The organism is Streptomyces sp. NPDC050743 (genome assembly GCF_044456925.1).
Taxonomy (GTDB): domain Bacteria; phylum Actinomycetota; class Actinomycetes; order Streptomycetales; family Streptomycetaceae; genus Streptomyces.
The window spans coordinates 92,511-114,213 of sequence record NZ_JBITGJ010000018.1 but is presented as its reverse complement, the minus strand read 5'-3'; the positions used below and the strand labels follow the sequence as shown (position 1 = coordinate 114,213).

23 protein-coding genes are annotated in these 21,703 nt (G+C 71.0%); 14 read left to right on the top strand and 9 right to left on the bottom strand.

The features are described 5' to 3' along the window. Positions 1 to 20: 20 nt before the first annotated feature. The 6 genes from ACIBJF_RS19870 to ACIBJF_RS19845 all read left to right on the top strand — a co-directional run bounded on the left by ACIBJF_RS19870 (position 21) and on the right by ACIBJF_RS19845 (position 6,099). Positions 21 to 1,316 (top strand): hypothetical protein, encoded by a 1,296-nt coding sequence (locus tag ACIBJF_RS19870; RefSeq protein WP_399175197.1) that lies wholly within the window; start codon positions 21 to 23, stop codon positions 1,314 to 1,316. A gap of 114 nt (positions 1,317 to 1,430) precedes the next feature. Then, positions 1,431 to 2,021, top strand: a complete 591-nt coding sequence (locus ACIBJF_RS19865; RefSeq protein WP_399175195.1) for a TlpA family protein disulfide reductase — start codon at positions 1,431 to 1,433, stop codon at positions 2,019 to 2,021. A gap of 1 nt (position 2,022) precedes the next feature. After that, positions 2,023 to 2,793, top strand: a complete 771-nt coding sequence (locus ACIBJF_RS19860) for a cytochrome c biogenesis protein CcdA (RefSeq protein WP_351802441.1) — start codon at positions 2,023 to 2,025, stop codon at positions 2,791 to 2,793. A 3-nt stretch (positions 2,794 to 2,796) separates the two neighbouring features. After that, positions 2,797 to 4,524 (top strand): cytochrome c biogenesis protein ResB, encoded by a 1,728-nt coding sequence (locus ACIBJF_RS19855; RefSeq protein ID WP_399175193.1) that lies wholly within the window; start codon positions 2,797 to 2,799, stop codon positions 4,522 to 4,524. After that, entirely contained in the window at positions 4,521 to 5,603 is a 1,083-nt protein-coding gene (gene ccsB / locus ACIBJF_RS19850) for a c-type cytochrome biogenesis protein CcsB (protein ID WP_399175191.1), read from the top strand. The genes ACIBJF_RS19855 and ccsB overlap by 4 nt, the downstream gene beginning before the upstream one ends. Positions 5,604 to 5,628: 25 nt before the next feature. Next, entirely contained in the window at positions 5,629 to 6,099 is a 471-nt protein-coding gene (locus tag ACIBJF_RS19845) for a hypothetical protein (RefSeq protein ID WP_399175190.1), read from the top strand. A 10-nt stretch (positions 6,100 to 6,109) separates the two neighbouring features. Here the strand turns inward: ACIBJF_RS19845 and ACIBJF_RS19840 are convergent, their stop codons facing one another. The 6 genes from ACIBJF_RS19840 to ACIBJF_RS19815 all read right to left on the bottom strand — a co-directional run bounded on the left by ACIBJF_RS19840 (position 6,110) and on the right by ACIBJF_RS19815 (position 11,754). After that, complete coding sequence (locus ACIBJF_RS19840) at positions 6,110 to 7,516, bottom strand: condensation domain-containing protein (RefSeq protein ID WP_399175188.1); 1,407 nt, start codon at positions 7,514 to 7,516, stop codon at positions 6,110 to 6,112. A 170-nt stretch (positions 7,517 to 7,686) separates the two neighbouring features. Next, on the bottom strand, positions 7,687 to 8,664 hold the full coding sequence (locus tag ACIBJF_RS19835; protein WP_399175186.1) for an isopenicillin N synthase family dioxygenase: 978 nt from the start codon (positions 8,662 to 8,664) through the stop codon (positions 7,687 to 7,689). Further along, the gene (locus tag ACIBJF_RS19830; RefSeq protein WP_399175184.1) at positions 8,645 to 9,094 is read right to left on the bottom strand and encodes a nucleoside deaminase; all 450 of its coding nucleotides are present in this window, start codon (positions 9,092 to 9,094) and stop codon (positions 8,645 to 8,647) included. The genes ACIBJF_RS19835 and ACIBJF_RS19830 overlap by 20 nt, the downstream gene beginning before the upstream one ends. Before the next feature lie 529 nt (positions 9,095 to 9,623). After that, positions 9,624 to 9,977, bottom strand: coding sequence for a hypothetical protein (locus ACIBJF_RS19825; protein ID WP_399175182.1), 354 nt, complete (start codon positions 9,975 to 9,977; stop codon positions 9,624 to 9,626). Then, the gene (locus tag ACIBJF_RS19820; RefSeq protein WP_399175181.1) at positions 9,974 to 10,549 is read right to left on the bottom strand and encodes a DUF6232 family protein; all 576 of its coding nucleotides are present in this window, start codon (positions 10,547 to 10,549) and stop codon (positions 9,974 to 9,976) included. The genes ACIBJF_RS19825 and ACIBJF_RS19820 overlap by 4 nt, the downstream gene beginning before the upstream one ends. A 230-nt stretch (positions 10,550 to 10,779) precedes the next feature. Continuing rightward, positions 10,780 to 11,754 carry a zinc-binding alcohol dehydrogenase family protein gene (locus ACIBJF_RS19815; protein WP_399175179.1) on the bottom strand — a complete coding sequence of 325 codons (975 nt, stop codon included), beginning with the start codon at positions 11,752 to 11,754 and terminating at the stop codon, positions 10,780 to 10,782. Positions 11,755 to 11,870: 116 nt separating this feature from the next. Here ACIBJF_RS19815 and ACIBJF_RS19810 point away from each other — a divergent pair, with 116 nt between their 5' ends. From ACIBJF_RS19810 to ACIBJF_RS19790, 5 genes are all read left to right on the top strand, one after another. Continuing rightward, on the top strand, positions 11,871 to 12,203 hold the full coding sequence (locus tag ACIBJF_RS19810) for an ArsR/SmtB family transcription factor (RefSeq protein ID WP_399175177.1): 333 nt from the start codon (positions 11,871 to 11,873) through the stop codon (positions 12,201 to 12,203). Between the two features lie 99 nt (positions 12,204 to 12,302). After that, complete coding sequence (locus ACIBJF_RS19805; RefSeq protein WP_399175175.1) at positions 12,303 to 13,604, top strand: hypothetical protein; 1,302 nt, start codon at positions 12,303 to 12,305, stop codon at positions 13,602 to 13,604. Continuing rightward, on the top strand, positions 13,601 to 15,226 hold the full coding sequence (locus ACIBJF_RS19800) for a substrate-binding domain-containing protein (RefSeq protein ID WP_399175174.1): 1,626 nt from the start codon (positions 13,601 to 13,603) through the stop codon (positions 15,224 to 15,226). Before ACIBJF_RS19805 ends, ACIBJF_RS19800 begins: the two co-directional genes overlap by 4 nt. Then, positions 15,213 to 15,968 carry a hypothetical protein gene (locus ACIBJF_RS19795; RefSeq protein WP_399175173.1) on the top strand — a complete coding sequence of 252 codons (756 nt, stop codon included), beginning with the start codon at positions 15,213 to 15,215 and terminating at the stop codon, positions 15,966 to 15,968. Before ACIBJF_RS19800 ends, ACIBJF_RS19795 begins: the two co-directional genes overlap by 14 nt. Positions 15,969 to 16,060: 92 nt before the next feature. Beyond that, positions 16,061 to 17,017: a DMT family transporter gene (locus ACIBJF_RS19790; protein WP_399175171.1), complete on the top strand. Its 957-nt coding sequence runs from the start codon at positions 16,061 to 16,063 to the stop codon at positions 17,015 to 17,017. Here the strand turns inward: ACIBJF_RS19790 and ACIBJF_RS19785 are convergent. Then, positions 16,905 to 17,795, bottom strand: coding sequence for a LysR family transcriptional regulator (locus ACIBJF_RS19785; RefSeq protein WP_399175169.1), 891 nt, complete (start codon positions 17,793 to 17,795; stop codon positions 16,905 to 16,907). The genes ACIBJF_RS19790 and ACIBJF_RS19785 overlap by 113 nt on opposite strands. Next, positions 17,795 to 18,082 carry a PLD nuclease N-terminal domain-containing protein gene (locus ACIBJF_RS19780; protein ID WP_399175168.1) on the bottom strand — a complete coding sequence of 96 codons (288 nt, stop codon included), beginning with the start codon at positions 18,080 to 18,082 and terminating at the stop codon, positions 17,795 to 17,797. Before ACIBJF_RS19780 ends, ACIBJF_RS19785 begins: the two co-directional genes overlap by 1 nt. 114 nt (positions 18,083 to 18,196) lie before the next feature. Here ACIBJF_RS19780 and ACIBJF_RS19775 point away from each other — a divergent pair, with 114 nt between their 5' ends. After that, on the top strand, positions 18,197 to 18,685 hold the full coding sequence (locus tag ACIBJF_RS19775; RefSeq protein WP_399175166.1) for a DUF3515 family protein: 489 nt from the start codon (positions 18,197 to 18,199) through the stop codon (positions 18,683 to 18,685). Positions 18,686 to 18,692: 7 nt separating this feature from the next. On the opposite strand, the gene ACIBJF_RS19770 is transcribed toward ACIBJF_RS19775, so the two are convergent. Continuing rightward, a complete protein-coding gene (locus ACIBJF_RS19770) occupies positions 18,693 to 19,247 on the bottom strand; it encodes a TlpA family protein disulfide reductase (RefSeq protein WP_399175164.1) in 555 nt (184 codons plus the stop codon). An 88-nt stretch (positions 19,248 to 19,335) separates the two neighbouring features. Here ACIBJF_RS19770 and ACIBJF_RS19765 point away from each other — a divergent pair, with 88 nt between their 5' ends. Further along, positions 19,336 to 20,787 carry a menaquinone biosynthesis decarboxylase gene (locus tag ACIBJF_RS19765; RefSeq protein WP_351802409.1) on the top strand — a complete coding sequence of 484 codons (1,452 nt, stop codon included), beginning with the start codon at positions 19,336 to 19,338 and terminating at the stop codon, positions 20,785 to 20,787. Beyond that, the gene (mqnP, locus tag ACIBJF_RS19760; protein WP_399175162.1) at positions 20,784 to 21,686 is read left to right on the top strand and encodes a menaquinone biosynthesis prenyltransferase MqnP; all 903 of its coding nucleotides are present in this window, start codon (positions 20,784 to 20,786) and stop codon (positions 21,684 to 21,686) included. Before ACIBJF_RS19765 ends, mqnP begins: the two co-directional genes overlap by 4 nt. Positions 21,687 to 21,703 lie beyond the last annotated feature (17 nt).

Below are 21,703 nucleotides of genomic sequence, written 5' to 3'. Positions count from 1 at the left end.
GCGACGAATCGGGGATTTCCATGCGCACCGTCTCCCGGACTCTCTCCCGCAGGGGACTGCTCGGCATCGGCGCGGGCGCGGCGGCCGCCGCCACCCTCGCCGGCTGCGGGACTCACACGTCTTCGGACGGTGCCGGACACGCGAACGGTTCCGGGGAGGGGAAGAACGGTCAGGGCAAGGACGGTCAGGGCAAGGACGGTCAGGGCGCGGAGCACAAGGCGCCGGCCGGACGGCCGATCGGGGACGGCTCCACGTCCTTCACGGGCAAGCAGCCGCACCAGCCGGCCAGGCCCGAACCGCTGGAGCCCGGCCAGACGCCGCCGCAGTTCGTGATCTTCTCCTGGGACGGTGCCGGCGAGGTCGGCAACGGGCTCTTCCCGCGCTTCCTGGACCTCGCCAAGGAGCACGGCGCGAGCATGACCTTCTTCCTCTCCGGGCTGTATCTGCTGCCCGAGTCGAAGAAGCGGATGTACGAGCCCCCGAACAACCCGCGCGGCGCCTCCGCTATCGGCTACCTCGCCGACGACCACGTCAAGTCCACGCTGACCAACGTCCGCCGGGCCTGGCTGGAGGGCCACGAGATCGGCACCCACTTCAACGGGCACTTCTGCGGCGAGACCCACGGCTCGGTCAAGTGGTGGACGCCACAGCAGTGGAGGAGCGAGATCGAGCAGGCCAAGTCGTTCGTGAAGCAGTGGCGGACCAACACCGGCTGGCACGACCTGCCCTCGCTGCCCTTCGACTACGACAAGGAGCTGGCCGGCGGCCGTACGCCCTGTCTGCTCGGCCAGGACAACTTGCTGCCCACCGCCCGCGAGCTGGGCTGGCGCTACGACGCCTCCTCGCCGGGCGGCCGCCAGGTGTGGCCGGTGAAGCGGCTCGGCATCTGGGACCTGCCGCTGCAGCAGATCCCGTTCCCCGGTCGCTCCTTCGAGGTGCTCTCGATGGACTACAACATGCTCGCCAACCAGTCCGTGAACTCCACCAAGGCGCCCGCCTACAACTACCCGGGCTGGCGCAAGCAGTCGGCGCAGTCGTACATCGCCGGCTTCCAGCGGGCATACGAGACAAACCGGGCGCCGTTCTTCATAGGCAACCACTTCGAGCAGTGGAACGGCGGCATCTACATGGACTCCGTCGAGGAGGCCTTCAAGCACATCGCGCGGGAGAAGGAGAAGGGCGCGGACGTACGGCTGGTCTCCTTCCGGCAGTTCGTCGACTGGATGGACGTGCAGAAGCCCGAGGTGCTCGCCAAGCTCCGCACCCTGGACGTCGGGCAGCGCCCCGCGGGCGGCTGGAAGCAGTTCCTCGCCTAGCCCGTCGAGGCGAGCCTGCCGGAAATGTCCCGTGTAAATACGCCCTGAAATGCGGTTTTCCGCCCGGCAGGGGGGCGCCACAGATCGCCGGAACGGACATGCGAAACTTTTCACATGAGTACCCGTAGCCGCGCCGTCCTGCTCAGCGCCGTGGCCGCCGCCCTGGCCCTGACCCTGTCCGCGTGCGGCAAGGGCGGCACCTCCGGCGGCGGTGGCAACACCAACTTCGTCACCGGCAACAACGGCATCGCCACGGTCCCGGCGGGCAAGCGCGCCGCCGCCCCGGACCTGTCCGGCAAGACCATCGACGGCAAGACCCTGGACGTCGCCGACTACAAGGGCCAGGTCGTGGTCATCAACGTCTGGGGCTCCTGGTGCGGGCCGTGCCGCGAGGAGGCCCAGTACTTCTCCAAGGTGTCCAAGCAGTACGAGGGCAAGGGCGTGCAGTTCGTCGGCATCAACACCCGCGACACCAGCACCACTCCCGCCGTCGCCTTCGAGAAGGAGCACGGGATCGGCTACCCGAGCCTGTACGACCCCACGGGCAAGCTGATGCTCCGCTTCAAGAAGGGCACCCTCAACCCGCAGCTGATCCCCTCCACGCTCGTCATCGACAAGCAGGGCAAGGTCGCCGCGCGGGCCCTGGAGGCGCTCGACGACACCGCCCTGCTGAAGATGCTCAAGCCGGTCCTCGCGGAGAAGTGACGTGAGCGCACTCGTGACCCTGGCCGCGACGGGCCAGAACGAGACGGTGCTCAACGGCGCCCTGCTCATCGCCCTGCCGGTCGCCCTGCTCGGCGGGCTCGTCTCCTTCTTCTCGCCCTGCGTCCTGCCGCTGGTCCCGGGCTACCTCTCCTATGTGACGGGGGTCGCCGGCACCGACCTGGCCGAGGCGCGGCGGGGGCGGATGGCCACCGGTGCCTTCCTGTTCGTCCTCGGCTTCACCGCCGTGTTCGTCTCCGGCGGGGCGCTGTTCGGCTACTTCGGCTCGACCCTGCAGGAGTACAAGGACGTCCTGTCCAAGGTGCTCGGCGTGCTCATGATCCTGCTGGGCGTCTTCTTCATGGGGCTGATGCCCTGGCTGACCCAGCGTGAGTTCCGCTTCCACAGGCGGCCGACCACGGGCCTGGTCGGCGCGCCCGTCCTCGGCGCCCTGTTCGGGATCGGCTGGACGCCCTGCATCGGTCCCACCCTCTCCTCCGTCGCCTTCCTCTCCTCCCAGCAGGCGAGTGCGGGCCGGGGCGCCATACTGACCGTCGCGTACTGCCTCGGCCTCGGTGTCCCGTTCGTCCTCAGCGCCATCGCCTTCCGCAAGGCGCTCGGCGCCTTCGACTGGGTCAAGCGCCACTATGTCTGGGTGATGCGCGTCGGCGGCACGATGATGATCGCGACCGGTGTGCTGCTGCTCACCGGTGTCTGGGACCTCCTGGTGCAGCAGATGCAGACCTGGTCCACCGGCTTCTCTGTGGGGATCTGATCGATGAGCACAACCGAAACCGACAAGAGCCGGGACCGGGCGAGCCAGGACCAGGAGGACCTCGGCGCGGCCGGCTCCCAGCTGTCCACCGCCCCGGCGGAGGAGCTCTCCGCCGCGCCCGGTCTCGGCGTCATCGGCTGGGCCCGCTGGTTCTGGCGGCAGCTGACCTCCATGCGGGTCGCGCTGCTGCTGCTCCTGCTGCTCTCGCTCGGCGCGATCCCCGGCTCGCTCATCCCGCAGTCCGGCGCCGACCTGAACAAGGTCGACGACTTCCGCAAGGCACACAAGACGCTCGCGCCGATCTACGACAAGCTCGGCCTGTTCCACGTCTACAGCTCGGTGTGGTTCTCCGCGATCTACATCCTGCTGTTCGTCTCGCTCGTCGGCTGTATCGTCCCGCGCACCTGGCAGTTCGTCGGCCAGCTGCGCGGCCGGCCGCCGGGCGCCCCCAAGCGGCTGAACCGGCTGCCCGCCTACACGACCTGGCGCACGACCGCCGAGCCCGAGCAGGTCCGCGAGGCCGCGCTCGCCCTGCTGAAGAAGCGCCGCTTCCGCGCCCACATCGCCGGTGACGCCGTCGCCGCCGAGAAGGGCTATGTGCGCGAGCTGGGCAACCTGGCCTTCCACATCGCCCTGATCGTGCTGCTGATCGCCTTCGCCTCCGGCCAGCTGTACAAGTCGGACGGCACCAAGCTGATGGTGGAGGGCGACGGCTTCTCCAACGCGCTGCCGATGTACGACGACTTCAAGTCCGGCAGCCTGTTCCAGAACGACGACCTCGTGCCGTTCAGCTTCGACCTGAAGGACTTCAAGGGCACCTACGAGGTCAGCGGCCCCAACAAGGGCACCCCGCGCACCTACCAAGCGAAGATCGACTACAGCGAGGGTGCGTACGGCAAGCAGAAGTCGACCACCATCAAGGTCAACCAGCCGCTGCACATCGGCGACGCCAAGGTCTATCTCGTCAGCCACGGCTACGCGCCGGTCGTCACGGTCCGCGACGGCAAGGGCAACGTCGTGTACCACGACGCCGTACCGCTGCTGCCGCTCGACGGGAACGTCACCTCCAACGGTGTCGTCAAGGTGATGGACGGCTACAAGAACGCCCAGGGCCAGAAGGAACAGCTCGGCTTCCAGGCCTTCTTCGTGCCCACCTTCGACCCCAAGAGCGGCACGATGCTCTCCCAGTTCCCCGCGCTGGTGAACCCGCTGCTCGCGGTGAACGCCTACCACGGCGACCTGGGCGTCAACTCCGGCATCCCGCAGAGCGTGTACCAGCTGGACAAGACGCACATGAAGGCGTTCAAGGACGGCAAGGGCCAGCTGCTGAAGAAGCTTCTCCAGCCGGGCGACACGCTCACCCTCCCGAACGGCGCCGGGTCCATCACCTTCGAGAAGGACATCAAGGAGTGGGCCGGCTTCGAGATCGTCCAGGAGCCCGGCAGCGGCTGGGCGCTCGGCGGTGCCCTCGCCGCGATCTTCGGCCTGGCCGCCTCCCTGTTCATCCAGCGGCGCCGGGTGTGGGTGCGCGCGGTGCGCGGCGCCGACGGCGTGACGGTCGTCGAGATGGCCGGGCTCGGCCGCAGCGAGTCCGCCAAGGTGCCCGAGGAGCTGGGCGACCTCGCCGGAATCCTCTACGACCAGGCGCCGGGGGCACCCGACCCCGACGACGACCCTTCCACCACCCCCGACCCTCAAGCCGTACCTGCCGAAGGGGCTGAGAAGCAGTGACTCTCGCCGCCGCCACCAACGAACACCTGGCGAGCATCAGCAACACGCTGATCTACTCGTCGATGGCCGTCTACACCCTGGCCTTCTTCGCATACATCGCCGAATGGCTCTTCGGCAGCCGCAGCAAGGTGGCCCGCACGGCCGCCGCGCTGACGGCTCGGACGGAGACCTCCGCGAAGGCTCCCGCCGTCACCGTCAAGAAGGCCGGGGGCACCGCCGTGCTGGAGCGGCCCAAGGTCGTCGTGCGCTCGGCCTCCGGCGCCCGCGATGTGCCGGACGGCCTCGGCGCGCACGGCGGGGACGCGCAGGGCGACCTCTACGGGCGCATCGCCATCTCGCTCACCGTGCTCGCCTTCCTGGTGGAGCTGGGCGGCGTCGTCACCCGCGCGGCCTCCGTGCAGCGGGCGCCGTGGGGCAACATGTACGAGTTCAACATCACCTTCTCCACGGTGGCCGTCGGCGTGTACCTCGCGCTGCTGGCGCTGAAGAAGAACGTGCGCTGGCTCGGGCTGTTCCTGATCACCACGGTCCTCCTCGACCTCGGTCTCGCCGTCACCGTCCTGTACACCGCGAGCGACCAGCTGGTTCCCGCGCTGCACTCGTACTGGCTGTACATCCACGTCTCCACCGCGATCTTCTGCGGCGCGGTGTTCTACGTCGGCGCGGTCGCCACGATCCTTTACCTGTTCAAGGACTCGTACGAGACCAAGCTGCAGACCGGCGGCAAGCCCGGCGCGTTCGCCACCTCGGTCCTGGAGCGGCTGCCCGCCTCCGCCTCGCTGGACAAGTTCGCCTACCGGGTCAACGCGGCCGTCTTCCCGCTGTGGACGTTCACGATCATCGCGGGCGCGATCTGGGCCGGCGACGCCTGGGGCCGCTACTGGAACTGGGACCCGAAGGAGACCTGGTCCTTCATCACGTGGGTCGCCTACGCCTGCTACCTGCACGCCCGCGCGACGGCCGGCTGGAAGGGCCGCAAGGCCGCCTATCTGGCGATGATCGCCTTCGGCTGCTGGCTGTTCAACTACTACGGCGTCAACATCTTCGTCAGCGGCAAGCACTCCTACGCGGGCGTGTGAGCCGCGGGTCGCCCACACTGGTGTCATGAGCGGTTCCATCGCACAGGGCACCAGCCAGACCCACGGGAACACGCACATACTCCACTTCCTGGTGCGGCTCCCGAGGCCCATGGAAGACGTCTGGCCGGCGGTGGCCACCCCCGAGGGACTCGGGGCGTGGTGCACCGCCGTCGACGTTCTGCAGCCCCGCCTCGACGGCGCGGTCACCCTGCGTGACCTGGGCTCCGGCCGGGTCACCGCCTGGGACGTGGACCGGGTCGCGGAGTACACCGTCGAGGGCGGCGGCCGGATCCGGTTCCATCTGGAGCGGGGCGGCGACACCGGCAGCGTGCTGCGCTTCACCCACGAGTTCCAGGGCGAGGCGGCGGCGGAGTCACGCTGGCGCGCCAGATTCGAACGCCTGATTGAAATCCTGGAGTCCCCGCAGGGCCTCACGGCGCAGCGACCCCCGCAGCCCCCCGAGCCGTCGGTGCCCCTTCCCGGGCAGCTCACCTAGGCCCGGGCGATCAGCACACCGCGGACAGGCTGCCGTGGGCCACCGAGGCGATGTGGTCGCGCAGCCGCTCGACGTACAGCCGCAGGTTCTTCGCCGCCACGTCCGTGTCCGGATACCGGCTCGCCAGCCACAGCCCCTCGTGCAGCCGGTTCACCCACACGCACACCTGGTCGCCGTACGACACCCGCAGCAGCGCGTGCGCCCGCTGCCCGGCCCAGCGCTCGGCGCCGGGGACGGTCCGGGCGTCGACGTAGGAGACGATCGAGTACAGGTCCGGCGAGGTCGGCCGGAAGTCCGCGCCGAGCAGGCTCAGCACCCGAGCCAGCGGCATCCGGGCCAGCGACCGGTTGGCCTGCAGTTGCGCGCGCACCTCGCGCAGGGTGTCCGGGAAGCCCGTCGTACGGCCCACCGGGACCTCGATCGGGGCGCCGCCGACGTACCAGCCCACCGAATCGCTCCAGCGCGACTTCACCCGGGTGTGGAACGGCACCACCGTCCGGTACACCGGCTGCCCGCCCAGCTCGTGCACGATCAGCCCGGTCGCGGCCAGCAGACCGACCAGGCTGCCGCCGTACGGCCTGCAGTACGCCTCGAACGCCGCCGCCTCGGCCGCGTCCGCCAGCGGCTCGCACAGCATCTGCTGCCTCGGCAGCGGGCCGCCCGGCTCCAGGCCGAGGTCGACCGGGAAGCCCGGCAGCATGCCGTCGCAGCGCCGGATGAACTCGCGCCAGCGGCCGACGGTCGCGTGCCGGGCGTCGATGCCGTCCGCGTCGGCCCGCTCCAGCTCGCAGAAGTCGACGTAACTGGCGGCCGGAGCGCGGGAGTCGGGGTCGGTGCCGGCCAGGCCCGCCGTGTACAGCTCGTGCACCTCGGCGGCGATCCGGGTCAGGGAGTAGGCGTCGACGTTGCTGTGGTCGAAGGCCATGTACACGCTGGCGCCGTCGTCCCGTACGACCGCCGTGTAGATCAGGTTCGGCCAGCGCAGCGCGTCCGCGACGGAGTCGAAACGGTCCTGGAGGTACCGGACCAGGTCGTCCGCGTCCGGGAAGTCGCCCGCCTCCCGGCGCTGCAGCGACACGTCGGCGGCGTCGAGGGTGAAGCGGCGCAGCTCGTCACCGGACCAGCGGAAACCGCTGCGCAGCGTCTCGTGCCGTACCGTCCAGGCGCGCAGCGCCTCCTGGAGCACCCCGAGGTCGACCGGGCCCGGCAGGTCGAAGGCGGTGCCGAGCCAGGTCGGCACGAACAGCCCGTCCTCCCGCACGCACCTGGCGGTCCTGATGTGCGACTCCTGGATGTAGGCCGGGGGCCGGGAGTCCTCCGGGAGCGCCGTCGCCGCCGCCACCGTCGCCGGGCTCAGTGTCCACTCGACGAGCCGTCCCGGCCGGACCTCGCAGCGCTGGATGTCAGTGATTCGCACGCGTCTCCCATCGCAGAAGGGGGCCCCTGAGTGCGGGCCCCCTTTCAGGGCAATGCCGTGGGACGCGGCCGGGACATGCCCGTCGGGTTCATTTCAACGGAACGGGTGGCAGGCCGAACGCGGAAGTGAATAACCGACGGTGAGGCGCCGGGGTCCGGTTCACCCGGGGCTCACCCGATGGTGATCGAGTCCAGCTTCTCGCGCAGGTAGACATGCGAGTCGACCGGCGGGTACGCCACCCGGCCCACCGGCGCCGGCACGGACTCCACGCGGGTGCCCGGGGTGCACTCGCCGAAGTACACGAGCGACATCAGCTCCTCGGCGGGCGCGTCGACGGGCGGGGGCAGCACCCGGTGCCGCCCGGAACGCCACCGGTCGCCGGTCCAACGGGCCAGCAGATCACCGATGTTGACGGTGAAGGCAGCCGCGTCGTACGGCGCGTCCTCCCAGCCGCCGGCGTCGGTGTACACCTGCAGCCCGCCCCTGCCGGCCTGCCGGTCGAGGATGGTCACCGTCCCGAAGTCGGTGTGCGGGCCGATCCGGAACCGCCCGGGCAGCGGCTCGCCGACGACGTCCGTGCCCGGATACCAGTTGATGTTGAAGCCGTACGTCGGATGGTCCATGTGCCGGGAGAAGAAGTCGCGTTCGAGCCCCAGCGCGTATCCGAGCAGCGTCAGCAGCTCCTTCTCCAGGGCGGCCATCTCGGCCAGGTACTCCTTGCAGAGGGTCTGGAGTGCGGGCACCTCGGCCGGCCAGACGTTGGGTGCGTACCACTCCGCGTCGACGACGGGATCGTCGAAGGGCTCGTCCGTCGCGAAGGTCAGCGACTCCTTCAGGTCGGGCGGGGTCTCGGTGCCCTCCGCGTACCCGTTGGCCTCGGCACCGGGCCCGAGCCAGCCCCGGCCGCCGACCTTCGCCTCGTAGCGCTGCTTGACCTCGACGGGCAGCAGAAAGAACTCCCGCGCCGCCCGGCGAATCCCCGCCCGCAGCCCCGGCTCCACGCCGTGCCCGGTGACCAGCAGGAACCCGGCGGTCTGCAGCGCCCGGTCGACGGTACGGGCGAGGGCGGCGCGGGTCTCCTCGTCGCCGTTCAGCCAGGGCCGCAGGTCGATGGTGGGAACACGCGCGTCAGTCACCGATGTCCTCATTCCACAGCTCGGGGTTGTCCTCGACGAAGGCACGCATCACCGCGACGCACTCGGGGTCCTCCAGGACCAGGATCTCCACGCCGTGCTCGGCCAGCCACTCGTGGCCGCCGTGGAAGGTGGTGGCCTCGCCGATCACCACCCTGGAGATGCCGAACTGGCGGACCAGGCCGCTGCAGTACCAGCAGGGGGAGAGGGTGGTGACCATGGTCGTGCCACGGTACGTGCGCTGCCGTCCCGCCGCGCGGAACGCGGCCGTCTCGGCGTGCATCGAGGGGTCGCCGTCCTGGACCCGGCGATTACGGCCCCGGCCGAGCAGCGTGCCGTCGGCGGCGTAGAGCGCGGCACCGATGGGGATGCCGCCCTCCTCACGCCCGGCGCGGGCCTCCTCCACGGCGGTGCCGAGCCAGGCACGGGCCTGTCGTTCGTCCATGGCTTCACTGTGCTGGGCGGGCGGGGGCGCGGCAATGGGGCCTGGGAGCGCTCACCGGATCCGGGCCGGCCTGGGGCATGGCACCGGGGAGGCGCGACTGTCCGCAGCGGCGGCGGGACTGGGCGGTCGGCGGGACCGCAGTTGCGTGAGGGGCGTGGGCTGTCTCGATATGCGGCTCTTCCGCGCGGGCGCGACCAGTCCCAGGGACCCGCGCCTGGCGATGGCGAAGCACCCCGCGGGGCTCACCCCGGTCGGCCTGGGGGCATGGCACCGGGGAGGCGCGACTGCCCGCAGTGGCGGTAGGACTGCGCGGTCGGCGGGACCGCAGTTGCGTGAGAGGCGTGGGCTGTCTCGATATGCGGCTCTTCCGCGCGGGCGCGACCAGCTCCAGGGGACCCGCGCCTGGCGATGGCGAAGCACCCCGAGGGGCTCACCCGCCCGGCGTGGCGGAGCACCCGCGCCCGTGGGGCTCGCCCCCCTTCGCCGCCACCGGCCCGGCCTCCTCGCCGAGCCGGTCCAGGGTCGGCCGTCAGCCGCTGATCATCCCGATGACCGCCCGTACCGCCTCGGCCACCGGCTGGCCGACGGCACCGACGGTGGCGGCGATACCGGCGATCGCCATCAGCGCCCGGTGCCGCTCCTGCGCGGGCACGGCGGCGTCGGGGCTGAGGGCGGGCAGGGACTCGTCCAGGAGCTGCGCGCTGGGCGTCGGCACCTGCGCCCGCAACTCGACGATGAGACGGTGCAGTTCGGCGAGGGCGGCGACCAGGGCCGGGTCCTGCTGTCCGGAGCCGGCGCCCTGGTTCTTGACGATGCCCTGGTTGCCCTGGCCGCCGTACATGTTCACGTTGTCGCCGTAGTAGTAGTAGTTCGAGCCGCTCATGCGCCGATCCCCACGTTTCCGCTGCCGCCGTACATGTTGACGTTGTCGCCGAAGTAGTAGTTCTTCGGCGAGACGGTGAGGCTGCCCACCGTCACCTTGAACTCGGTGTCCGGATGATCGATGGCGTAGGAGATCTGGCCGACGAGCTGGTCCAGGTAGCGTGGGTCCTGGCTGGTGACCAGCGCCGTGGACGCACCCGAGGTCTCGACCGCCAGGACATGGTGCGGGGAGGCGGTCAGGACGGACATCATGTCGATGAAGAAGTAGATCTCCGCGGCGATGGCCAAGAGCCAGATGAAGCCGACGTAACCGCTGCCGGAGTCCCCTCCGCTCAGCGCGACGACGGGCAGGCCCGGCAGCATCGCGATGAACCCGACCACCAGCGTCCCGGCGGTGTACCGCAGGAACCGCAGCACCGCCTCCTTGCGCCTGGGGCGCATGACAAAGGCGTAGACGCGGGCGATGTTGTGCAACGGGTAGACGGCCGCGCCGATCCACAGGATCCGCTTGCTGACCCGCAGTTCGACGCCGAACGGCGCCGGATGCGGCGACGGCGCGGGGACGTCGGGCATGAACGGTGGCGTGGCGGGCGCGGTCGGCGGAGCCGGGGGAGCGGCCCCCGCGATCGGCGGATCCTGGGCCGGGCGCTCGGGTGGCTGGCCGTGCTGCATCTGCTTCTGTCCCCCAGAGGTCAGGTGATCCCTCGCAACTCAGTGACGACCATTTACAACATCCCTCGTAGGGGATGGCAAGTCGTTATGAACTGCGAAGCGCCGTGGTACAGCAGGGAGTTGACTGAGGATCAGTCGGCCACCCGCAGCAGCAGCTTCCCCGTGCTCGACCGGCCTCCCATCAGCCGGTGTGCCTCCGCCGCCCGGGCGAGCGGGAACTCGGCCGTCACCGGCAGGCTCACCGTGCCGTCGACCGCCTTCGCGAACGCCCGCTCCGACAGCCGGCGCAGCGCGTCCGGCGCGGTCCGGGCCAGATTCAGGATGGAGAAGCCGGAGACGGAGACGCCGAGCGGGTACAGCTCGGGCTGGCCCACGCTCCACGGCTCGGCGCCGCTCGCGTTGCCGTAGGAGACCAGGCGCCCGAAGACCGCCAGCGAGGCCAGCCCCGCGCGCAGGGTGTCGCCGCCGACGGGGTCCAGCACCAGGTCGGCGCCGCGCCCGCCGGTCGCCTCGCGCACCGGCTCCTGGAAGGCGCCGACGAACACCTCGTCGTAGCCGTGGCTCTTGGCGTGGGCGGCCTTCGCGGCCGAGGACACCACGCCGTACACCGCCCCGGCGCCCGCCGCCCGGGCGAGCTGCCCGACCGCCGTGCCGACCCCGCCCGCCGCGCCCTGGACGAGGACCGACTCGCCGGGCTGGAGCCGGCCGACGGTGTGGACGAGGGCGTAGGCCGTGGGCAGGACCGTCGGCAGGGTCGCGGCGGTGCGCAGGTCCAGGCCGGCAGGGACCGGGAAGACGGTCGCCGCCTCGGCCACCGCCACCTCCGCGTACGCGCCGCCCTCGGTGAGCGCGACCACCTCCTGGCCGACGGCCAGGCCCGTGACGCCGGCGCCGAGCGCGCGGACGCGGCCGGAGACCTCCAGACCGGGGACGTACGGCAGCGCGGGCACCCGGTAGCCCTCCGCGCGGGCCTTGAGGTCGGCGAAGTTCACGCCGGTGTAGGCCACGTCGATGCTCACCTGCCCGGGGCCTGGCCGGGGCGCCTCGGCCGTCACCGGACGCAGCACCTCGGGGCCGCCGTACTCCTGGAACTCCACCGCGCGCATGCCACACCCCTGGTTCGACTCGACTGTTCAATCAAAAGCGAACACTTGCGAGTGTATGGTTTTCATCGAACACTCGGCAAGCGGAAGCCGAAGAAACGGAAAGAGGGGAGTGCGGCGTGACCACCGGCAGTCACCGGGCCGCCCCGGAGCACACCCACCCCGACGAGGTGCCCGTCCTCACGGCGCTCGCCGCCCTCGCCGACCCCGTGCGCCTCACCCTGGTCAGGGAGCTGGCCGGATCCGGCGACTGGACCCGCAGTTGCGGCAGCTTCGACGTGCCGGTCGGCAAGGCCGCCCTCAGTCACCACTTCGCGGTGCTGCGCGGGGCCGGACTGGTGGAGCAGCGCGACGAGGGGCCCCGGCGGGTCAACCGTCTGCGCCGGACCGAGTTCGACGCCCGCTTCCCGGGGCTGCTCGACCTCGTCCTGCGCACCGACGATTTTTCCTGATGCTTCTTCACATTACTTTCTCCTGGGGTTGGTTGGGCGTTCCATCGGTCATCGTCCGGTCGGCGGACGATCCTTTCTCCGCTGACGCAGGAGACACGGGTGGTCACAGACAGAGCCGAGACCGACAGACCCCGTCAGACCGGCGAGCCCCGCCTGCGGGTCGGGGAGCCGGCGGTGGCGCCCACGCGCGGCTCCACGGCACGCCGGTGGTTCCCGCGCGCCGTCGCCGCCGTCACCGCCCTGTGCGCGATCGTCGTCCTCGCCCAGGGCCATGCCGGCCTGCCCTTGACCCGCATCGTCACGATCGAGGCCAAGATGGCCTCGAAGGCCGACTACTTCGAGGATCCCGAGGTCCAGCGGCTGCTGGTCCGGCACGGCTTCCGGGTGCACATCACCCGCATGGGCTCGCGGGGCATCGCCGCCCAGAGCTACGACGGCTACGACGTCGTCTTCCCCTCCGGCCAGCCCGCCGCCGACCTGATCACCAGGAAGCGCGCGGCCGAGGGCCACCCGGCCACGACGTACCGCCCGTTCGTCAGCCCGGTCGTGCTCGGCACCTACCGCGAGTACGCCGAGACGCTGCAGGACGCCGGGATCGCCACCCCGTTACCGGGGGTGCCCACGGGCGCGAAGCCCCTCTACTACTCCCTCGACATGAAGAAGTTCCTGCAGGCGACCGCCGACAACCGCCGCTGGGACGCTCTCGGCACCGACCGCGACGGCCACCGCATCGGCATCGACCGGCACGGCATCCACAACGGCAACAAGGTCCTCGCCCAGACCTCCGACATCTGCGAGGCCAACTCCGCCGGCACCTATCTGGGGCTCGTCTCCTACGTCTGGAACCACGACAACATCCCGCAGAACACCGCCGAGGCGACCCGGTTCGCCGAGCAGATAAGGCTCCTCCTCAACGACCAGGGCATGCCGTCCTCCGAGAAGAACGAGACGTACGTCTCCGCCGAGGGCAAGAGCATCTCGCCGATCGCGGTGATCTACGAGCACCAGTTCCTGGCCCACCAGATCGCCACCCGGGCCGGCACCGGGCACGTCGACAGCGAGCGTGTGCTGCTCTATCCGTCGGCCCGGTTCATCACCGAGCCGCAGCTCATCGCGCTCACCCCGGACGGCGCCCGGCTCGGCGACCTGATCAGCACGGACCCGGCGCTGCAGAAGCGGGCGATGGAGCTCGGCTTCCGGGTCCGGGACGCCGAGGGCGCCTCCGCCACCAGCGACTCGCTGACCCGGTTCCTCACCGACCACCACATCCAGGCGCCCGTCCTGTCGGACGACGACACCAAGGCGGTGCTGCCCCGGCTCGACCTGCTGGAGAAGATGATCGAGATCGTCGGCGACTGCGACCCGGTGGCCAAGGCGGCGGCCGGCCAGGAGGCGCCATGACCGCCCGCGGACTGATGGCCGCCCTGTGCCGGTCCCGTGGCCTGCCCGCCGCCCTCTGCCTGGTCCTGCTCGCCGCGCTCGGCGGGCTCGCCTCCTGCTCCGGCGGGGGCGGCGGCCCCGACACCACCCTGCACGTCCTGGCCAGCGACGAACTCACCGACATGGAACCCCTGCTGACCCGGCTCCGCCAGGACACCGGAGTCCGCCTGGACCTGGACTACCGGGCTACCAACGACGCGAGCGACACCCTGCTGAGCGGCCGCCACTCCTACGACCTGGCCTGGCTCTCCTCCGACCGCTACTTCCGGCTGAAGGCCAAGAAGGCCGCCGCCGGAACCCACCCGGCCACCCCCGTGCAGAGCACCTCGATCATGCGCTCCCCGGTCGTCGTCGGCCTCACCGGCGCCCTGGCCCGCACGCTGCGCGCCAAGGCGCCCGGCGGACGCCTGTCCTGGGCGGACCTCGCCGACGCCGCCGCCACCGGCACCATGCGCTTCGGCATGGCCGACCCCCGGCACAGCAACAGCGGGCTCGCCGCGCTGGTCGGCGTCGCCACCGCCGCGGCCGGCACCGGCAGCGCGCTGCGCCCGCAGGACGTCAGCTGCGACCGGCTGCGCGGCTTCCGCTCCGGGCAGACCCTCACCGCCGAGAGCTCCCACGCCCTGCTGGACGCCTTCGCCGAGCACCCCGGCCGCACCAACGCCCTGATCACCTACGAGTCCGAACTGCTCACCCTGAACGCCTCCGGGCGCCTCAAGCAGCCCCTCCAGATCGTCCACCCCGCCGACGGCATGGTGCTGTCCGACTATCCGCTGCTCCTGCTCGACCAGCGCCATCGAGACGCCTACGACCGCGTGGTGAAGTGGCTGACCGCCGCCGACCACCAGCGGGAGATCATGCGGCGGACGCTGCGTCGCCCGGTCAGCACCGCGGTGACCCGCGACCCCCGGCTCACCGCGCCCCTGGACAACGCCCTGTACTTCCCGGACGACCCGGCCGCCCTCGACCGGCTGCTGGCCGACTACGGCGACCCCCGGCGCCGCGCCGCCGACCAGGTGATCTTCCTGCTCGACTTCTCCGCCTCCATGCGCGGCGCCCGGACCACCGCGCTCAGGGCCGCCTTCGCGGGGCTCAGCGGGGCGGACTCCTCCGCCACGGGCAAGTTCGTGCGCTTCTACCAGGGCGAGCGGCTGACCGCGATCCGCTTCGGCGGGCGCCCGCTGGACGAGCGCACGGTCACCGTGCACGGCGGCTCCGACCTCACGGCCCTCACGGACTTCGTCGCGGGTGGCGGCTACGACGGCTCGACGGCCGTCTGGTCCGCCCTGGACCACGGCTACGGCGCCGCCGAGCGGGCGCTGCGCGAGGACCCGGGGCGGGCCGTGGCCATCGTGCTGATGACCGACGGCGAGAACAACGCGGGCATCGACCGCGCGACCTTCGTCAGCCGCTACCGGGCCCGGCCCGCCGACGCCCGCGCCGTGCACACCTACCCCGTCCACTTCGGCGACGCCGACGCGGCCGAACTGCGCCAGGTCGCCTCGGTGACCGGCGGCCGCATGGTCGACGCCCGTCACTCGTCCCTGTCCACCGTGTTCAAGGAGATCCGTGGCTGTTCTTGACGGCACCTGGTGGAGCGCCTGGTGGGGCGCGATGACGTGGTGGCTGGCGGCCTTCGCCGGCTTGCTCGTGCTGGCCGTGCTCTTCGTACGGCGGGCCGTGGTGCGCATGAGGAGGACACCCGAGGACTCCCACTACCTGCCGCTGTACCTGGACAACGACGCGGTCATGGACGTGTTCAAGATGGGCAACCACCGGTCGGCGCTGCGCAAGGAGGTCGAGGAGCGCAACGTGCGCAACACCGGCTGTCTGGCGGCGATTCCGGTGCTGTCCCTGATGTTCCGGATCACCGGGGACAGGACCACCGAGATCGTCGCCAAGTACGTCGAGGACAGCCAGCCGATACAGGTGATCGGCCTGCTGCTGTCCGTCCTGCAGCGGGGGGACGGGCTCGCCCAGGTGCGGCTGCGGCAGCACAAGGCGACGGTCAGGCCGAACGGCGCCCTCCTCCGGGCCGGGGTCACCAGCGACGTGGTGCTCAGCGAGATCGGCGAGTTCGTCATGATCACCGGCCGGTTCGAGGCCCAGGAGAGCGAGGGCGACACCCTGGTGATGCGGGCGCCCTACGGAGACGGCGAGCAGTCCGCGCACCTGCGGGTCGTGCTGCGCCCCGCCGGACTGCGCCCCCCGGGCCGGCAGTTGCCCGAGGGCCAGTTCCAGGCCCACTGCCTGGGCAAGGTGACGACCTGGCGCCCCGACACCCGCGAGGTGGTACTGCAGTACCCGGTGGCCGTCTTCCAGTGAACTGCGGGTATCGGCACCGCCGATGAGCCCATCGGCAGCGCCCCGCACCGGCGCGTGGACCGGCACGGGGGGCCGTTCGTAGCGTCGTCGGCATGACCTCACAGACCAGGGGCGCGGCCCAGCTGACCACCGCCATGATGCTCTCCGGCACCCTCGGCGTCTTCGTCGTCGAGTCCGGCGCCTCGCCCTTCGACGTCGTCTTCTTCCGCGTCCTGTTCGGCGCCCTCGCCCTCGGCGGCTATGTCGCCGCCCGCGGCTGGCTGCGCGACCACGGCTTCACCCGGCGCACCCTCTCACTGGCCGTCCTGGGCGGGGTGTTCATCGTCTTCAACTGGGTGCTGCTGTTCTCGTCGTACGAGAACACGTCCATCTCCGTCGCCACGGTCGTCTACCACACCCAGCCCTTCTACGTGGTCCTCCTGGGCGCCCTGCTGTTCCGCGAGCGGATCACCGCAGCGAAGGTCGGCTGGATCGCCGTCGCCTTCGCCGGGCTGGTCCTCGTCTCGGGCGTCACCCCCGGCGACTTCGCGAGCGGAGGCTCGTACCTGCTCGGCATCGGCCAGGCCCTCCTCGCCGCCCTGCTCTACGGCCTGTCCACCCTGGTCACCAAGCAGATCACCGGTGTCCGCCCGCACCTGATCGCCCTCGTCCAGGTCCTCGTCGGCATCCCGCTCCTGCTGCCCTTCGCGGACTTCGGCGCGATGAGCGGCACCGGCTGGCGGTGGGGCTGGCTCGTCGGCCTCGGCCTGATCCACACCGGGGTGATGTACGTCCTCATGTACGCCGCGTACGCCCAGCTGCCGACCGCGAAGATCGCGGTACTGGCCTTCGTCTACCCGGCGGTGGCGATGCTGATGGACTGGCTGGTCTACGGCCACCACATCGGGCTCGTCCAGGCGCTCGGCGTGCCGCTGATCGTGGCGGCGAGCCTCAAGGTCACCCTCGCCCGTCCTGCTCGGCGACCAGCCGCCGCGCCTGCTCCACGAACAGCCGGGCGTGCGCCGGAAGCCGCTTCCCGGCCCGCCACGCCAGCTGCGTGCGAAGCGTGAAGGGCGGCTCCCAGTCCAGTCGTACGAGAGAGCCCTCCGCGAGTTCGGCGGCGACCGTCACCTCGGGCAGCAGCGCGATCCCGAGGCCGGCCGCCGCCGCGCGCTTGGTGGCCTCGATCGTGCCGAACTCCATGAACTCCACGTCCCCGAAGGACTTCAGCTCCCGCTCGAACAGGTCCCGGTAGGCGCAGCCGGGCTCGGTGGCCAGCAGGGGCTGCTCCGTCAGGGCGGCGGTCGGCACGGGGAAGCCGCTCAGCGCGTGACCGGGCGCCGCGACCAGCGCCAGCGGCTCCACGGCGAGCACCGCGCTCTCCAGCCCCGGGTGCCCGGTCTGCTCCTCCATCAGGAACCCGACGTCGTAGATGCCCTGGCGCAGAGCCTGCCGGGTCTCGTCGCCGATGGTGGTGCGCAGCGCGAGCCGCACCTTGGGGTGGCGGTGGTGGAAGTACTCCAGCAGGGGCGGCAGCCGGTAGGAGGTCAGGGACTCCATGGTGCCGACGGTGAGGGTGCCGGACGGCTCCTCCGGCTCGACGACCGCCGCCCGGGCCTCCTCGGTGAGCTCGATGATCTGCCGGGCGTACGGCAGCAGCCGCTCACCGGCCTCGGTGAGGCGGATCCGGCTGCCGAGCCGGTCGAACAGCTCGATGCCGAGGGAGGATTCGAGGGTGCGGATCTGGCCGGTCACGCTGGACTGCGCGTACGACAGCTCGGCCGCGGCCTGGGTGAAGCTCAGCACCGTGGCGACCTTCTCGAAGGTGACGAGCAGCCGGAGTTCCATCAGCCCTTCTCCGGGTCGTCCTTGTTCAGGGACTTGAGGAACTCGGGGTTGTCGTCGGGCGCGACCCACTGCCCGGGCATGGCACCGGCCGCCCGGACCGGCTGCCGCACCTTGCCGGTGATCAGCCAGGCGACCGGGCCGACCAGCACCTCGCCGAAGAGCAGGATGATGATCACCCACACCACCTTCGGCAGATGCCGCACCTCTTCCTCGGGGGTGTTCAGGCAGTCCACGAAGGCGTAGATCCACAGCGCCAGCACCAGCAGGAACGGCAGATACCTGAGCATGGCGTGCAATCCCCCGACGAAGTGAGACGGGCCCGGTGACCGGGCCAGGGTAGCGGGTGGCCATGATGGATGTTCCGTGATCGCCACCCGTGGACCGGGGGAGAGGTGGCCGTGATGAGGACGGGTTCGCGCAGGAGATGGGCGGCGGCCGGGGTGGCCGCGGGAGGGCTGGCCCTGGCCGGGGTGCTGGTGGCGCGGGAGCTGGCCTCGCCGGTGTACGGCATGCGGCAGCCGCCGCTCGCCAAGGACCCGGTGTGCGCGCGGATCGCCGCGCACTACCCGGACCGCCTGGACGGTGACCGGCGCGACCGGGTCAGTTATGAGGGCCTGGCGGCCTGGGGCCATGGCACGGTGCGGCTGCGCTGCGGCCTCAACCCGCCCGCACCCACCAAGGACTCGTGCATCTCCGTGAACGGCGTGGACTGGGTGCTGCGCCGGGTCGCCGCGCGCGACGGCCGGAGCCTCCTCGTCACCTACGGGCGCAGGCCCGCCGTGGAGGTGACGCTCGCCGCCTCGGTCCGGCAGACCGACGCCGTACTCATGGAACTGAGCCGGCTGGTCGCACCGGTGCGGCAAAGCGACCGCTGCCTGGACGGTGACTGAGTCCGGCTCAGCTCTTCTCGCCGAGCAGCGGACGGGTGAGGGCGCGCACGTCGGCTTCCGTGAGCCCGCTCACGGCCTGGGCGGCGATCCTCCCCTGCCGGTCGACGAACAGCGTGTACGGCAGCGCCCGTCCCAGGTACTTCCCGGGCAGCCGGTGCACGAGCTGCCGGCCGCCGGCGTCGTACAGGCTCGGATACGACAGCCGGTGGTCGCCGGCGAACGCCCGGCCCTGGGACCGGTCGGCGTCGGTGTCCACCCCCAGCACCTGGACCCCCTTGGCCGCCAAGTGCCGCTGCGCCTGCGACAGTTCCGGCGCCTCGGCGCGGCAGGGGCCGCACCAGGAGGCCCAGACGTTGAGGAGGACGACCTTGCCGCGGTAGTCGGACAGCCGGACCCGGCCGCCGTCGAGGGCGGTGCCGGAGAGGTCGGGAGCGGCCTGGCGGTCGGCGGCGGGAATGCGGGTCAGCAGGGAATCGACGGAGGTGTCCTCGTCCTGCTGAGGCGTACACGCGGCGAGCGCGAGCAGCACGGCCAGGACCGGTAACACGCGACGGCGTCTCATGATCGCCGAGTATCCCAGCCTTCCCGGACGCCCGGCAGGGCAGGGGTGGGCGCGGGGACAAAGCGGTCCGTCGGCGATACTGGGCCTCATGGCTTACGACGATCTTCGCTCCCTGCTGCGGGCGCTGGAGCGCGAGGGCGACCTCAAGCGCATCAAGGCCGAGGTCGACCCGTATCTCGAAGTCGGGGAGATCGTCGACCGGGTACAGAAGTCCGGCGGCCCCGCCCTGCTCTTCGAGAACGTGAAGGGCTCGGCGATGCCGCTGGCCATGAACGTCTTCGGCACCGACCGCCGCCTGCTCAAGGCCCTGGGCCTGAAGTCGTACGGCGAGATCTCCGAGAAGATCGGCGGCCTGCTGCGGCCCGAGCTGCCGCACGGCTTCGTCGGCGTGCGCGAGGCCTTCGGCAAGCTCGGCGCGATGACCCACGTGCCGCCGAAGAAGGTCAAGGAGGCCCCGGTGCAGGAGGTCGTCCTGCACGGCGACGAGGTGGACCTCGACCGGCTCCCGGCGCTGTTCACCTGGCCCAAGGACGGCGGCTCCTTCTTCAACCTGGGGCTCACCCACACCAAGGACCCGGAGACGGGCATCCGCAACCTCGGGCTCTACCGCCTGCAGCGCCACGACCGGCGCACCATCGGCATGCACTGGCAGATCCACAAGGACAGCCGGAACCACTACCAGGTGGCCGCCAGAAGGGGCGAACGGCTGCCCGTCGCCATCGCCTTCGGCTGCCCCCCGGCCGTCACCTACGCCTCCACCGCGCCGCTGCCCGGCGACATCGACGAGTACCTGTTCGCCGGGTTCATCGCGGGCAAGCGGATCGAGATGGTCGACTGCAAGACCGTCCCCCTCCAGGTCCCGGCGAACGCCGAGGTCGTCCTGGAGGGCTGGCTGGAGCCGGGCGAGATGCTGCCCGAGGGCCCCTTCGGCGACCACACCGGCTTCTACACCCCCCAGGAGCCGTTCCCGGCGCTGAAGATCGACTGCGTGACCATGCGCAGGCGCCCGCTGCTGCAGTCGATCGTGGTCGGCCGCCCCCCGACGGAGGACGGCCCGCTGGGCCGCGCCACGGAGCGCTTCTTCCTCCCCTTGCTGAAGATCATCGTCCCGGACATCGTGGACTACCACCTGCCCGAGGCCGGCGGCTTCCACAACTGCGCGATCGTCTCGATCGACAAGAAGTACCCCAAGCACGCGCAGAAGGTGATGCACGCGATCTGGGGGGCGCACATGATGTCCCTGACCAAGCTGATCGTGGTCGTGGACGCCGACTGCGACGTGCACGATCTGCACGAGGTCGCCTGGCGGGCCCTCGGCAACACCGACTACGGCCGTGACCTCACGGTCGTCGAAGGCCCCGTCGACCATCTGGACCACGCCTCCTACCAGCAGTTCTGGGGCGGCAAGGCGGGGATCGACGCGACGAAGAAGTGGCCCGAGGAGGGCTACACCCGCGACGGGGGCTGGCCGGACATGGTCCTGTCGGACCCGGCTACGGCGGCCCTGGTGGACCGCCGCTGGAAGGAGTACGGCCTGTGAGCAGCGCTTCCGCCGCGATCCCCCAGCCGGGACGCACGAAGGCCTTTCTGCGCCTGGTGATGATCGAGCACTCGATCTTCGCGCTACCCTTCGCCTACATCGCCTCCCTCACGGCGATGTACGAGTGGGACAGGAACATCCACTGGGGCCGGCTGCTGCTGGTCACCGTCTGCATGGTCGGCCTGCGCACGTTCGCGATGGCGGTCAACCGGATCATCGACCGCGAGATCGACGCCCGCAACCCCCGTACGGCCCACCGCGAGCTGGTCACCGGCGCGATGTCGGTCCGGCACGCCTGGACCGGCGCCCTGATCGCCCTGGTGATCTTCCTGGGCGCGGCGGCCCTGCTCAACCCCCTGTGCCTGGCCCTGGCGCCGGTGGCGGTGATCCCCATGGTGATCTACCCCTACGGCAAACGGTTCACGAACTTCCCGCAGGCGATCCTGGGCCTCGCCCAGGCGATGGGGCCGGTGGGCGGCTGGCTGGCCATCTCCGGGACCTGGGACTGGGACGCGGCCGTCCTCGGCCTCGCCGTCGGCATCTGGATCGGCGGCTTCGACCTGATCTACGCCTGCCAGGACGTGGAGACCGACCGCGAGATCGGTGTCATGTCGGTACCGGCCCGCTTCGGCATCCCGGTGGCGATCTGGGGCGCCCGCGCCTGCCACACGATCACGACGGCCCTGTTCGTCTGGTACGGCCTCGTCACCGGCGCGGGTGCCTTCTTCTGGCTCGGCCTGCTGATCGTCGCGGGCGCGTTCCTCTACGAGCACTCGATCGTCCGGCCGCACGACCTCTCCCGCCTGAACCGGGCCTTCTTCAGCGTCAACGGTTTCATCGGCATCGCCCTGTTCGTGTGCGCGCTGCTCGACCTGCTGGTGCGGGGGCTGTCCGTCTGACGGTTCGGTCCGCCGGT

Bases quoted from the DNA above. Each gene is read 5' to 3' on its own strand.
- ACIBJF_RS19870 (WP_399175197.1), top strand. From the start codon at position 21: ATGCGCACCGTCTCCCGGACTCTCTCCCGCAGGGGACTGCTCGGCATC.
- ACIBJF_RS19865 (WP_399175195.1), top strand. From the start codon at position 1,431: ATGAGTACCCGTAGCCGCGCCGTCCTGCTCAGCGCCGTGGCCGCCGCC.
- ACIBJF_RS19855 (WP_399175193.1), top strand. From the start codon at position 2,797: ATGAGCACAACCGAAACCGACAAGAGCCGGGACCGGGCGAGCCAGGAC.
- ACIBJF_RS19845 (WP_399175190.1), top strand. From the start codon at position 5,629: ATGAGCGGTTCCATCGCACAGGGCACCAGCCAGACCCACGGGAACACG.
- ACIBJF_RS19835 (WP_399175186.1), bottom strand. From the start codon at position 8,664: ATGAGGACATCGGTGACTGACGCGCGTGTTCCCACCATCGACCTGCGG.
- ACIBJF_RS19830 (WP_399175184.1), bottom strand. From the start codon at position 9,094: ATGGACGAACGACAGGCCCGTGCCTGGCTCGGCACCGCCGTGGAGGAG.
- ACIBJF_RS19825 (WP_399175182.1), bottom strand. From the start codon at position 9,977: ATGAGCGGCTCGAACTACTACTACTACGGCGACAACGTGAACATGTAC.
- ACIBJF_RS19820 (WP_399175181.1), bottom strand. From the start codon at position 10,549: ATGCCCGACGTCCCCGCGCCGTCGCCGCATCCGGCGCCGTTCGGCGTC.
- ACIBJF_RS19815 (WP_399175179.1), bottom strand. From the start codon at position 11,754: ATGCGCGCGGTGGAGTTCCAGGAGTACGGCGGCCCCGAGGTGCTGCGT.
- ACIBJF_RS19800 (WP_399175174.1), top strand. From the start codon at position 13,601: ATGACCGCCCGCGGACTGATGGCCGCCCTGTGCCGGTCCCGTGGCCTG.
- ACIBJF_RS19790 (WP_399175171.1), top strand. From the start codon at position 16,061: ATGACCTCACAGACCAGGGGCGCGGCCCAGCTGACCACCGCCATGATG.
- ACIBJF_RS19785 (WP_399175169.1), bottom strand. From the start codon at position 17,795: ATGGAACTCCGGCTGCTCGTCACCTTCGAGAAGGTCGCCACGGTGCTG.
- ACIBJF_RS19780 (WP_399175168.1), bottom strand. From the start codon at position 18,082: ATGCTCAGGTATCTGCCGTTCCTGCTGGTGCTGGCGCTGTGGATCTAC.
- ACIBJF_RS19775 (WP_399175166.1), top strand. From the start codon at position 18,197: ATGAGGACGGGTTCGCGCAGGAGATGGGCGGCGGCCGGGGTGGCCGCG.
- ACIBJF_RS19770 (WP_399175164.1), bottom strand. From the start codon at position 19,247: ATGAGACGCCGTCGCGTGTTACCGGTCCTGGCCGTGCTGCTCGCGCTC.
- ACIBJF_RS19765 (WP_351802409.1), top strand. From the start codon at position 19,336: ATGGCTTACGACGATCTTCGCTCCCTGCTGCGGGCGCTGGAGCGCGAG.